The following is a 12,776-nucleotide window of genomic DNA, read 5'->3' as shown; positions in this document are numbered from 1 at the left end:
ATTAGCGTAGTCGGCATGCCTGATGAACCACAGCCGGGGCCGGACGAAGACTTCCAGGAGATGCTGCGCAAGCTGCTCTCGGGCGAGGGGCAGATCGACCCGTCGCAGCTCGCCGGTGCCGCCGGCCTGCCGAACGACCCGGCCTCCGTGGCGAACCTGATGAGCCAGCTCCAGCGTGCCGCGCAGTCCGGCGGTGACGGCATCGACTTCTCGGCCACCGCGGAACGCGCCAGCGCGATCGCTCGGGACGGCGGCCACCCCGTCGACCCGGCCACCTCGCAGGCGGCCGACCAGGCGTTCCAGGTCGCCGCGCTGTGGCTCGACGAGGTCACGACGGTCGCCGAGCTGACCGCGACCCCGAGTCTCTACACGCGTGAGCAGTGGGCCAAGGCGACCGTCCCGGTGTGGACGCAGATCGCCGAGCCGGTGGCCTTCAGCATCGCCGATGCCCTGACCGAGGCGATCGACCAGCGTGCTCCCGAGCAGCTCAAGGCGATGCTCGGCGACGTCTCGAAGGCGATGCGCGGCATCGGCGGGGCACTGTTCGCGATCCAGCTCGGCCAGGTCGTCGGGCAGCTGTCGAAGGAGGTCGTCTCCGGGGGTGACGTCGGCGTCCCGCTCCTCGACGAACAGGTGGCAGCCCTCCTGCCCCAGAACGTCGCCGAGTTCGCCGAGGGCCTCGACGTCTCCGAGGACGAGGTCCGCATCTACCTCGCGGTCCGCGAACTCGCCCATGCCCGGCTCTTCCGGTCGGCACGGTGGCTCCGGCTGCACATCATCTCGTCCATCACGGACTACGCGCGGGGCATCCACATCCCCTTCGACCGCGTCGAGGAACTCGCGGCCGACATCGACCCGACCAACCAGGAGCAGCTGCGCGACGCACTCGCCTCGGGTGCCCTCATCCCGCCGCGGACCGCCGAGCAGGACGCCGCGCTCGCCCGGCTCGAGACGATGCTCGCCCTGGTCGAGGGCTGGGTGGACACGGTCACCGCCGCGGCCACGGTCCGTCTCCCCAAGGCCGGAGCGATCGCCGAGATGGTGCGCCGTCGCCGTGCGGCCGGCGGCCCGGCCGAGTCGGCGTTCGCGACACTCGTCGGCCTCGAGCTGCGTCCGCGTCGTCTGCGTGAGGCCGCCGCGATGTGGCAGCGGGTGACGGACGAGCTCGGGGCCGAACAGCGTGACGCCCTCTGGTCGCACTTCGACCTGGTACCGACCTCGGACGACGTCGACGCACCCGATGCCCTCGTCGCACGGCTGCGGAACCCGTCCCAGACCGACGAGGACGACGCGTTCGACAAGGCCCTCGAGGACCTGCTGAACGACTCGACCGGTGCGCGTCCGCACGAGGACGAGTCCGGCCGCGTGGCCGACGACACCGAGGGTGGAGCGGCCGACGAGCCCGGGAACGACACGGGCGACCAGCCCCGCTGAGTTCTCCACAGATCCCTCTTGTGACCCCACGCGTGCCGCACACTCCGGCACCGTGGGGTCATGGGCATCCGCATCGATCCGACGCTCGAGTTCGTCTGGCGTGACCCCGCCACGGTCCAGCTCGGGGTCGACCCTCCACGCGCCGTCATCGCGGTGCCCACCACGGGGGAAGAACGGTTCCTCAACGGTCTGCGCCGCGAGACCGGCCACGACGTGCTGGCAGGCCTGGCGGTCGCGTCGGGGTGCTCGCCGGAACGTGCTGCGGGTGTGCTCGGTGCCGCGTCGCCCGCGGTGGTCGAGGTCCTGCCCGAGCCGCTCGAACGCATCGAGGTGCACGGCGCCGGTGTCCTCGCCGACACCGTGGCGACGTTCCTGTCCGGCGAGGGCGTGACGGTCAGCCGCACCAGCGCGCCCGCCGGGGGCCCGATCGTGCTGCCCGAGCCCGAACCGCGCCTCGCCGTGGTGGTGGCCGACCACGTCGTCGACCCGGCGCTCCGCGCCGCGTGGACCCGCCGGGGCGTGCCGCACCTGGCGGTCGTCGTCGGCGACGGACGCGTCCGTCTCGGGCCGTTCGTCGTGCCGGGAGCCGGGCCGTGCCTCCAGTGCGCTGAGTACGCACGCGTCGACGACGACCCTGCCTGGCCGGCCATCGCCGCCCAGGTGTGGGGGCGGCACCCGACACCGCTGTCACCGTGGCGGTCGGCGGCGGTGGCCGCCGCCACGACGCGGATGCTGCTGGAACGGCTCCCGCTCCGGACGCAACGAGCCGATGCCGACCAGCTCGTCTTCGAGCGCGACGACCTGTCGGTCAGCCGTTCGCCGGTCCGGCCCCATCCGCGGTGCGCGTGCCGAGCACTGCCAGGAACCGACTCGGAGCCCGGGCTCCCCCACGCGTGGAGCCCTGTTGCGACCACGTGATCGTGACGGAACGGCGGGCGCGTGTCAGCCCGACGTAGAACAGGCGTCGTTCCTCGTCCACCTCGGTGTCGGTCGACGCGTGCGAGATCGGCAGGAGCCCCTCGGCCGCGCCGGCGATGACCACGTGCGGCCACTCCAGACCCTTCGACGAGTGCAGCGTCGCGAGCGTGACGGCGTCGACCTCGGGCTCGTGGTGCGTCGCCGCACGGTCCACCAGGTCCTGGGTGAACTGCTGCATCGTCGTGCCGGCGGGGGCGTCCTCGGCCAGGCCCATGATCGCCTGCAGCGCTTCCCACTGCTCGCGGACTGCGCCGGTGCCCTCCGGCGGCGTCTCCGTCCAGCCGCTGACCTGCAGCACCAGCCGGACACGTCGGGTCAGCTCGTCGTCGGTCTGCCGGATCGCCTCGCCGCGCATGTGGTGGACGGCGAGCTTGACCTCCGGGCGGTTGAAGAACCGGGTCCCGCCCTGCACGCGGTACGGGATGCCGTTCCGGCCGAGCGCGGACTCGAGCGCAGCGGACTGCGCTCCGACGCGGAAGAGCACGGCGCAGTCCCCGTAGGACGCTCCGGCTCCGACGAGCTCGGCGATGCGCCGGGCGATGGTCTGTGCCTCGTCACCGTCGTGGACGCAGGCCAGCACGACCGGTTCCGGGCCCGGTTCCTGGCTCTGGGCCACCAGGTCGAGTGCGCCGGGCTGGCCGCGCATCAGCGTGTTGGCCGCGGACACGACCTCGCGGGTGGAGCGGTAGTTCCGCTCGAGACGCAGGACCGACCCGCGCGGGAACTCCGAGCCGAACCCGAGCAGGTAGTCGCTCGAGGCGCCGGCGAACGAGTAGATGGTCTGACTGGCGTCGCCGACGACGCACAGGTCGTCACGGCCGCCCAGCCAGGCCCGCAGCAGGTCGTGCTGCACGGGCGAGACGTCCTGGTACTCGTCGACGACGAAGAACCGGTACTGCTGCCGCACGTACGACGCCACGCGGGGTTCGGACTCGACCATGCCGAGGGTCGCCAGCAGGACGTCCTCGAAGTCGAGCTGCCGCCGGTCGTCCTTCAGTCGCTCGTACGCCTTCATCAGGTCGATGACCCGGCGCGGCGTGGTGTCGCGCGGCATCACCCGGTCGGCGGCGGCGGCTTCGTACTCGTCGAGGGAGAGCATCTGCACCTTGCGCCACTCGACCTCGGCGGCCAGGTCGCGGAGCACCGGGGTGTCGACGTGCATGCCGACCGTGTCCGCGGCGTGGGCGATCATCCGCCCCTTGGACTCGACGATCTTGGGGGCGTGCCCGCCGACGGTGTCCGGCCAGAAGTAGCTGAGCTGCGCCATCGCGGCGGCGTGGAAGGTGCGCGCCTGGACCGTCCCGGCCCCGAGCGCGCGCAGGCGCGACCGCAGTTCGCCTGCGGCACGGGTCGTGAAGGTCAGCGCGAGGACGTGGTTCGGCGCGTAGGTCCCGGTGGCGACGCCGTAGGCGATCCGGTGCGTGATCGCGCGGGTCTTGCCCGTCCCGGCGCCGGCGAGCACGGCGACCGGACCGAGCAGGGTGCGGGCGACCGTCCGCTGCTCGGCGTCGAGCGCGGCGAGCAGTTCGTCGGGCGACGGCGGCCGGGGCTCGACTGCCCCGGCACCCGTTGCACCGCGCGGACCGGTGACGCTCACGGCAGGTCCAGCGGCCCGCCGTACCACTCCTCGATGATGGCGCGGGCGATCGAGGTGCGTCCCGGCAGCAGCAGGGTGTCGCCGGCGCGCTCGCGGATCTCGTCGCGCGAGAACCACCGGACGTCCAGGATCTCCACGCCGTCGGGGCGGGCGGTCGTCGGGTCGCCGCCGGCTGCGCGGGCACGGAAGCCCACCATCAGCGACGCCGGGAACGGCCACGGCTGCGAGCCGAGGTACTCGGGCTCCTCGACACGGACGCCGGACTCCTCCCAGACCTCGCGGCGGACGGCGTCCTCGAGCGACTCCCCCGGCTCGACGAACCCGGCCAGCAGCGAGTACCGGTCGGCGTCCCACGCGGCGTTGGAACCGAGCAGGATCCGGTCGTCGGCGTCGACGACCCCGACGATGATCGCCGCGTCCGTGCGCGGGAAGAGGTCGTGCCCCTCGGGATCGCGGCGGACCCATCCGCCGCTCACGACGGCGGTGGGCGACCCGGTGCGCGGCGAGAAGCCGTGCACGGCGTGCCAGTTGGCCATCGCAACGGCTTCGACCGCCAGGCCCTGGTCGCGCGGCGAGAGCTCGGTGCCGAACATCCGGAGGCTCTGCCAGGCGTCGTCGTCGGGTTCGATGGCGGACGCCGTCGCGCTGTCGATCAGGGCGGCGACGAAGCGGGTACCCGCCGGGGCATCGGCGGCGTCCGACACCGCACGGCCGAGGTACAGGGTCACGGTGTCGGCCGGGATCTCCACCGCGGTCACGAAGCGCAGGGTGCCGTCGGCGTTCCGGAGCATCTCGGCACCACGCACCGGCAGGTACCGGGTGTGCTCGTCCTCGCGCAGGACCCGCTCGACGTCGTCGGTCGTGCGGAACTCGGCGTCGCGGTCGAGTTCGTTGCGGGAGAGCGGGAGCCGGGCGGCGAACTCGACGGTCACGGCGGGAGAGCTCCTCGGATCGGGTGCGGACGTGCAGGAGACGTGCGGTGGGCGTGCGGGCCGCCGAACAGCGTGGCGTGCAGCCGTGCACGCGTCACGCGCCTACCCTGAGGGGCATGGCGGGATCCCAGTTCACTCTAGCCGCGTTGGCGACGACGGCCGTTCCAGGTCTCCTCGTCACGGGCACGCGCACGCTCGGCTCGGCCGCGGCCGGCGACTACGAGTCGGCGCTCCTCCGCGACGCCGACGGTGCCGAGATCGTCATCCGCCGCCCCCGGAACCAGCGCGCCGAGGCGCGGCAGTCGGCCGACCTCGTCGCCATCCGCGCGCTGAGCGCCGGCATCCGCACACGCCTGCCGTTCGGCGTCGCCGAGTACCGCGGCCAGGCGCCGATCGGGTCGACGCGCGCCATCGTCACGACGCGGCTGGTCGGGGCCCACCCGACCCTCGCGTCGCTCGTCGAACGCCCCGACCTCGCCACCAGCGTCGGCCGTGCCGTCGCCTCGATCCACCAGCTGCCGACGAGCTTCGTCTCCGACGCCGGCCTGCCGTCGCTCACGCCGTTCGAGGTGCTCCGGTCCGCCGTCTCGGTGATGGACCGCGCCGTGGCGACCAAGCTCGTCCCCGCCGCGCTCGTCGAACGCTGGGAGGGTGCCGCCCGCGACCAGCAGCTCTGGCAGTTCACGCCGACCGTCGTGCACGGTTCGCTCGGCACAGGCGCCCTGCTCGTGGACGGCGACGCGGTGACCGGGATCCTCGACTGGGGCGAGCTGCGGCTCGGTGACCCGGCGAAGGACCTCGCCTGGGTGCTCGCCGGCCGCCGCGACGCCTTCGACACCGTCCTCAGCGCCTACGAGGCGAACGGCGGCGGGCGTGACCGACAGCTCGCACAGCGTGCACGCGTGCACCACGAACTCGAGACGGCGCACTGGCTGCTGCACGGCGTCCAGGCGAAGAGCACCGAGGTCGTCGACGACGCCGTCGCGATGATGCACCGCCTGGTCGATGCGGTGCACGCCCCGAGTGCGGAACCGCTGCAGTCCGTGTCACCGGAGACGATGGAGATCGGCGAGGTGGAGCAGCTGCTGTCCTCCACCGAACGCCGCCACGGCTGACGCTTCGTGAGCAGGAATGGTCGGGTCGCTGCGGCGCACCCGACCATTTCTACTCACCAACGTGCGGCAGGAGTCGTGGACGCGACCGCCTGGAGGCCCGGCGCGGGTCCGGCGGACCGGCACCGGGCCTCCAGGGCGGAGCACGACACGAACGCAGCGCGGCCGCAGGACGTCAGCCGATGGCCTCCGACCAGGCACGCTCGAGTCCGGCGCGGTCGAGCAGCTCGGTCGGACGGACCTCCAAGTCGTCGGCGACGAAGTAGAACACCGCGTCGACTTGGTCGAGCGGCCGCCCGGTGAACTCGGCGTAGGCGACGCGGTACAACGCGAGCTGTAGGGTGCGGCGGGCCAGGTCGTCCGCCCCCGACGGTGCCTTGCCCGTCTTCCAGTCGACCACCTCGGCGCGCCCGTCGATCTCGTACACGGCGTCGAGCTTGCAGACCACGCTGTGGCCGAGGAACGGGATGTGGATCTCGCGCTCGACCTCGATCGGCGTCAGCCCGGCCCACCGTGAGCCGGCGAACGTCGCCTGGAAGTCAGCAAGGCGACGGGCGTCGTCGTCGGTGACCACGGCGTCCGGCGACGAATCGGCGAGGTCGTCGGCATCGAGGTCGAGCTCGCCGTCCCAGACGTCGAGCGTCTCGAGCGCGCCGCCGCTCCGCGCCCGCTGTTCCACCCACTGGTGGAAGAGCGTGCCGAGCCGGGTGGCGCGGTACGGTCGCTCCGGCATCGGCCGGCGGAGCCGCTCGGCCACGGAGTCGGGTTCGGTCAGGTAGTCCTTGAAGCCCGACGCCGGGACACGGTGCGGGACGGCGACCGCGTGCTTCGCGTTCCGGGTGGCATGCCGTTCAGCGAGCAGCAGGTCGATGTCGGCAGCGAAGCGCCCCGCAGCGCCGGGGTTCGCGTTCCGCACCCGCTCGGCGGCGGCGAGGACCCGCGGTGCGCGCTGTCCGAACGGCACGTGCGGCCAGGTCTGGGTCGCGCCGCTCTCCCCCATCGGGTTCTCGTCGTGCACCGTCGTCTCCGGGATCGCCGCACCGTCGATGACGTCGGCGTCCACCAGGTCGCGCAGGTAGCGGCTCGGCTCGGTGGGTCGGACCCCGCCGGCCCAGAACGAGCCGGACACGAGCAGGTCGTGCTTGGCGCGGGTCAGGGCGACGTAGGTCAGCCGGCGTTCCTCGTCCTCGTTGCGGGCCTTCACCTGTTCCTTGAAGGCGTCGATCGCCGTGGTGACGTCCTTCTGGGTCTCCTGCCCGCGCCATGCGAGTCGCGGCAGCTCGGCGGCGTCCCCGCGGAACTCGTACGGCAGCCGGCCGAACCCGAGCCAGCCCGACGAGCCCTCCTGCGGACGGGCCGGCAGGCCGCCCTCGACCATCCGGGGCACCGCGACGGCGTCCCACTCCAGCCCCTTGGACCCGTGGATCGTCAGGATCTGCACGGTGCCGGCCTCAGGCTCCTCGGACCGCGGGCCCATGTCGTCCCGTCGGGCTGCGGCGTCGATCCACCCGAGGAACGAACCGAGGTCGGCGCGGTCGTCGGTCGACACGAAACCGGCGAGCTCGTCGATGAAGGCGTCGAGGTACGCGCCGCTGCCCTGTTCGTGCGCGGCGACCTCGATGTCGAGTCGCATCTCCTGCACGACGAGCGTCACGAAGTCGACCAGGTCGCTCCCCGCGCGTGAGCGGAGCATCGCGAGCTGCCCGCCGAGCGCACGCATCCGGCTGCGACCCGCGGGGGTGATGCCCTCGAGCGCGCCGTGCTCGTCGGGTGCGGTCGCGACGAAGTCGAGCGCGTCGACGATCGACCCGTGCTCCCCGGCGGCCACCGAGGCCCGGAAGGCCGCGGTCAGGTCGTCGTCGAGGCGTTGCTGGGTGTGATCACGTTGGAACAGCCACCGGGCGAGCTGGTGCAGGGCGACGATGTCCGCCGCCCCGACCCGCCACCGTGCACCCGCGAGCAGCCGGATCAGGTCGTTGCCGGCCGCCGGGTCGTGCAGGACGCGCAGGCACGCCACCAGGTCGACGATCTCCGGACGCTGGAGCAGTCCGCCCGTGCCGAGCACGTGGTACGGCACCCCACGGGCGCCGAGCGCCGCCGTGAACGCCGCGAGGTCCTTCCGAGCCCGCAGCAGCAGCGCCATCGAGCCCGCCGGGTTCTGCCTGCGGTGGTCCTGGAACCACGCCGCGACCTCGTCGGCCTCTTCCGGCAGGGTCTCGGGGAACACCACCCGCACGGTGCCGGCGTCCGCACCCGGCCGGGGCGAGAGCCGTTCGACGTCGACCTCGGACGCTTCGGACAGCGGTGACACGATCGCGTTCGCCCCCGCGAGCACGTCCACCGGGTTCCGCCAGCTGGTCGACAGCGCGAAGGTGACGGGTTCGGCCACGCCGGGTTCGTCGCCGCCGAAGTCGTGCGGGAACCGGGCGAGGTTCGCGGCACTCGCACCGCGGAACCCGTAGATCGACTGGTGCGGGTCGCCGACCGCCATCACCGAGTGCCCGCGGAACAGCCGGGCGAGGAACCGGGTCTGCACCACCGAGGTGTCCTGGTACTCGTCGAGGAGCACCACCCCGTACCGGCTCCGCAGGTCCGTCACGACCCGCGGCGCCGACTCTGCCGCGGCGAGCGCGAGGGCGATCTGGTCGGAGAACTCCACGAACCCGCGGTCGACCTTCTGTCGTCGGAACTCGGCGACCAGGTCGGCCAGGGGTTCGAGGGCGCCGATCGCGGCGACCGCGTCGGTGATCGCCTTGTACGGCTTGCCGCGGTTGCCGGGGAGTTCGAGCAGCTCGGAGAACTCGATCGCGAACCGGCGCAGGTCCTCCGGCTCGACGAGGTGTTCCGAGGTGGCGCCGGCGAGCGCGACCACGGCTGCGGTCAGGGTGTCGACGTCGCGGTCGAGCCCGGCGAGCCGGTCGTCGCGGGCGGCCACCACCACCCGACGGGCGAGCTGCCAGGCCGAGGGCTCGGTCAGCACCTGGGACTCGCCGTCACGCCCGACGAGCAGGGCGTTCTCGCGGAAGACCGCGTTGGCGAAGGCGTTGTACGTCGAGACGGTGGGTGCCTCGAAGGCGTCACCGGGGGTGATCAACCCCACGTCCTCGAGCGCACGGATGCGGTCGTTGATGCGGACGGAGAGCTCGCCGGCGGCTTTGCGGGTGAAGGTCAGGCCGAGGACCTCGTCGGGGCGGACGAGTCCGTTGGCCAGCAGCCAGACGACGCGCGAGGCCATCGTCTCGGTCTTCCCGCTGCCGGCACCGGCGACGACCAGCGCCGGCACGAGCGGTGACTCGATGACGGCACGCTGCTGGGCGGTGGGACGAGGGCGGCCGAGGGCGTCGGCGATGGCGTCGGCGCCGTGCCGGATGACGGGCGGTGCAGCGGCAGCCGAGCCAGCCGCAGCGGCAGCCGTGCCGGTCGCGTCACCCGTGTCGGTCGTGTCGGCCGTGTCGGCCGTGTCCGCCGCCTCGGTCGTGTCACTCACCAGGTCACCTCCGCCACCACGTGGATCCGGCACTCGACCCCGGTCCGGGCCTTCTCGCAGTGGTCGTCCACGTTCGCCACGAACGTGCGTCCGGCCATGCCCCGCGCCACCCCGTGCAACCGCTCGCGGTAGGCTTCGCGCGCCTCGGCGTCGAACGCGTGCTGGGTCCGCTCGGAGTACGCCTGTCCGCCGCGGGGGTTCTGGACGAAGACCAGCCGAGCGTCGGTCATCGGCGACCCCGCCGGCACGCCCTCGACCGCGCCGTCCTCGACCGCGAGTTGGTAGGCGCCGAGCTGTGGGTGTTCCGGCATGTCGTTCTTCTCGCTGGGCATCGAACGACCGGTCTTCAGGTCGACGACGCTCACGCGCCCCTCGGGGTCGACCTCGATGCGGTCGATGCTCCCCCGGATCCGGGCGGGCCCGGTCACGAGCGCGAACGAGGTCTCGGCGCCGAGCAGCCTGCGGCCGGCGCTGGCGAAGGTGCGGAGGTAGTCGCTCAGCCCCTCGATCATCCGCCGGGTCCGGGCACGTTCGCGGTCGGCGACCCAGGGCGACTCGAACGTGAGCTCGTCCCACCGTGCCTCGACCCGCTCCCACAGCGACTCGACGTCGATCTCGGTGGCGTGCTCCATCGCTTCGTGCACGATCGTGCCGATGCCCATCGCCGGGCTCGGGGCACCGCCGCCGAAGGTCTGCGCGAACCAGTGCACCGGGCACTCCTCGAAGGTGCCGATCCGCGACGGCGACACCGACACGGCCGGGGCGACGGGCTCGCCGCCCTCGACCTCGGGCACGGGCTCGGCGTCGAGGTCGACCAGGGGGTCGTCCGTGGTCGGCTCGGCGAGCCCGTACCACTCGTCCGGAGCCGCCCCGGGGACCTCGGCCTCGGCCAGGCGGGCCAGGGCGGAAGCCGCCTCGTGGTCGCCGGAACCCACCACCCGGCGGCGCAGCGACCCGGCGAGCCCACGCAGGGACAGTGGGTGGACGGTCGGTTGGCGGTCCGGCGGCACCGGGACGAGCCGGACGAAGGGTGACGGCGACTCGTCGTCGTTCGCGACCGTGCCGATGACGACCTGGGTGGTGGCCCGAGAAACGGCCCGGGCGAACAGCCGCAGTTCGTCAGCGACCACGGCGGCTCGGTCGTCGATGGGCGAACGCTCGACCCCGGCAGCGGCGCGGACCAGGCCGTCCGGGTCGAGCAGACTGCCGCGCACCCGGGTGTTGGGCCAGACGCCGTCCTGCAGACCGAGCACCACGACGACGTCGCACTCAAGTCCGATCGTCGCCGACGGCGTCAGCACCCGCACCCGGCCGGCGGTCCGGTCGGGGCCGATCGAGTCCTCGGGCAGATCCGCGCCGAGCAGGTCGTCGACGAAGACCCGCGCGGGGGCGTCCGGCGTGCGCTCGACGAAGCGCTTGGCGGCGGTGAACAAGCCGACGACGGCGTCCAGGTGGCGGTCGGCTTCCCCGGCGCCGACCCCACCGGCGGCGGACTGGGCACCCCATGACTTCGCGAGACCGCTGCGCTCCCACAGGCCCCAGAGGATCTCCTCGATGCTCGATCCTGCCTGGGCGTCGGCACGCGCCTGCACCAGGCTCCGGGCCAGCCGGGTCGCCCGTCGTGCGAACCCGGCGTCAACGGTCGCCAGGCGCTCCGGCGCGCCCAGGGCATCGACCAGCAGTTCGTCGGCGGTGCGGCTGCCGTCGCCCGCGAGTTCCTCGCGCCGCAGGGCGAGCCGGAGCCGGCGCATGGCCAGGGTGTCGAGGCCACCGAGGGGCCCGGTGGCGAACGCGGTGGCCAGGGCAGCGTCCAACGGCAGGACGTCGAGCGCCACCGCGGCCGCGTCGAGCAGCGCCCGCGCCGCGGAGTCGTCGCGCGGGCGGACGGGCGCGGCCCCGGCGGTCGCCGGGACCTCGGCCACGGAGAGTGCCCGGACGAGTTCGGGGATGGCAGCACCGCTGCGGGTGACCACGGCCATCCGGTGCCACGGCACACCGTCGAGCAGACGGTGTTCGCGCAGTCGACGGGCGATCGCCACGACGAGCGCGGACCGGCTGGCGGCTTCGAGGTGCACGACGGCGTCGGACCGCGCATCCTGGTCGCCCGCCGACGCGCTGCGCTGCCGACCGGCCGCCGCGGTGCCGATTCGACCCGTGACGCCGGTGACCAGGGCACGGATCGGGGCGGGGTGCCGGTGCACGGCGCCGAGGAACAGCTCGTCGACGCGGTCCACCCCGAGTCGCACGGCCAGCCGACCGAGCACGTCCGGTTCGGCGCCGCGGAACGCCGAGGCGGCGATGTCCGGATCCCCGAAGGCGACGACCTGCACGCCGGAGCGCGCGAGTGCCCCGAGCAGCGCGATCTCACCCTCCACCAGTTCCTGCGTGTCGTCGACCACGACCAGGCGCAGGGCGGCGATGCCGGCGGGGAGCTCGTGCCGCAGCACCGCGGCGGTGGCGTACGCCACGAGTTCGCCGGAGTCGAGCCCGGTCGGTCGGAACGCGGTCACCGATGCCCGGTAGTCGTCCACGAAGTCTCCGACGGCCCGCCACTCGGGCCGTCCGAGCTCGTCACCGAGTTCCCGCATGTCATCGGGCTCGACGCCGGCGGCCACCGCACGCATCATGACGTCGCGCAGGGCGGTACGGAACCCCGCTCGCTCACGGACGACGGCGGTGATCGGGTCGGGCCAGGCCGGTCCGGCTCCGTCGAGTTCGTGCCCGGCGAGCAGGTCGGCGATGATCCGGTCCTGCTCCCCACCGGTGAGCAGCGTCGGGGGTTCCTGGCCCTGCACGGACGCCGCGTGGGTGACGATCTGGAACGCGAGCGAGTTGACGGTGCGTGCGAGGGCACCCGGCACGACCCGGTCGACCGCCCGTGCGAGCCGGTCGCGCAGCGCCGTCGCAGCCGTCCGCGCCGAGGTCAGGGCGAGCACCGTCGCGTGGCCGTCGGGGGTGATCGCGTCGGGACGGGAGAGCCGGTCGGCGACGAGCCGCGCGAGCGTGGTCGTCTTGCCGCTGCCCGGCGCACCGATCACCGCGGCGTGACGGCCGTTCGGCAACGCGAGCACCGCAGCCTGCGAGGGGTCGTCGACCAGTGCGCGCGCGAACCCGGTGTCCTCGGGAGCGGGCATCAGCGTGGTCTGCGGCACGCTCGTACGGTACCCAGGACCGCCGACAGCACCGCTGCGGACGCGCGGGGCACCGGTCGTCACGCCGTCGAGTGCGCCCGCGGC

General features: G+C 73.3%; 7 protein-coding genes. 3 read left to right on the top strand and 4 right to left on the bottom strand.

Annotation, left to right across the window (positions count from 1 at the left end; all coding sequences use genetic code 11):
- Positions 1-15: 15 nt before the first annotated feature.
- Positions 16-1,434, top strand: coding sequence for a zinc-dependent metalloprotease (locus DEI96_RS04795; RefSeq protein WP_111022635.1), 1,419 nt, complete (start codon positions 16-18; stop codon positions 1,432-1,434).
- 60 nt (positions 1,435-1,494) lie between these two features.
- Complete coding sequence (locus DEI96_RS04790) at positions 1,495-2,352, top strand: TOMM precursor leader peptide-binding protein (protein WP_111022634.1); 858 nt, start codon at positions 1,495-1,497, stop codon at positions 2,350-2,352.
- Here DEI96_RS04790 and DEI96_RS04785 read toward each other — a convergent pair.
- Both DEI96_RS04785 and nudC read right to left on the bottom strand, forming a co-directional pair.
- Positions 2,243-4,009 carry an ATP-dependent helicase gene (locus tag DEI96_RS04785; RefSeq protein WP_181440461.1) on the bottom strand — a complete coding sequence of 589 codons (1,767 nt, stop codon included), beginning with the start codon at positions 4,007-4,009 and terminating at the stop codon, positions 2,243-2,245. The two genes, DEI96_RS04790 and DEI96_RS04785, sit on opposite strands and share 110 nt — an antisense overlap.
- Positions 4,006-4,941, bottom strand: coding sequence for an NAD(+) diphosphatase (nudC, locus tag DEI96_RS04780; protein WP_111022633.1), 936 nt, complete (start codon positions 4,939-4,941; stop codon positions 4,006-4,008). Before nudC ends, DEI96_RS04785 begins: the two co-directional genes overlap by 4 nt.
- A gap of 116 nt (positions 4,942-5,057) precedes the next feature.
- Here nudC and DEI96_RS04775 point away from each other — a divergent pair, with 116 nt between their 5' ends.
- Positions 5,058-6,056, top strand: coding sequence for a phosphotransferase (locus DEI96_RS04775; RefSeq protein WP_111022632.1), 999 nt, complete (start codon positions 5,058-5,060; stop codon positions 6,054-6,056).
- 172 nt (positions 6,057-6,228) lie between these two features.
- On the opposite strand, the gene DEI96_RS04770 is transcribed toward DEI96_RS04775, so the two are convergent.
- Together DEI96_RS04770 and DEI96_RS04765 are read right to left on the bottom strand one after the other, a co-directional pair.
- Positions 6,229-9,540 carry an ATP-dependent DNA helicase gene (locus DEI96_RS04770; RefSeq protein ID WP_258372723.1) on the bottom strand — a complete coding sequence of 1,104 codons (3,312 nt, stop codon included), beginning with the start codon at positions 9,538-9,540 and terminating at the stop codon, positions 6,229-6,231.
- On the bottom strand, positions 9,537-12,692 hold the full coding sequence (locus DEI96_RS04765; RefSeq protein ID WP_181440460.1) for a UrvD/REP family ATP-dependent DNA helicase: 3,156 nt from the start codon (positions 12,690-12,692) through the stop codon (positions 9,537-9,539). The genes DEI96_RS04770 and DEI96_RS04765 overlap by 4 nt, the downstream gene beginning before the upstream one ends.
- Between the last annotated feature and the right edge of the window lie 84 nt (positions 12,693-12,776).

Origin of the sequence: Curtobacterium sp. MCLR17_031, from assembly GCF_003234775.2 — a bacterium.
In the GTDB taxonomy this organism is placed as follows: domain Bacteria; phylum Actinomycetota; class Actinomycetes; order Actinomycetales; family Microbacteriaceae; genus Curtobacterium; species Curtobacterium flaccumfaciens.
The sequence above is the reverse complement of the archived record's forward strand: the minus strand, read 5'-3'. Positions and strand labels throughout refer to the sequence as shown.

Coding starts and splice junctions, on each gene's coding strand:
- DEI96_RS04795 (WP_111022635.1), top strand. CDS start 16: ATGCCTGATGAACCACAGCCGGGGCCGGACGAAGACTTCCAGGAGATG.
- DEI96_RS04775 (WP_111022632.1), top strand. CDS start 5,058: ATGGCGGGATCCCAGTTCACTCTAGCCGCGTTGGCGACGACGGCCGTT.
- DEI96_RS04790 (WP_111022634.1), top strand. CDS start 1,495: ATGGGCATCCGCATCGATCCGACGCTCGAGTTCGTCTGGCGTGACCCC.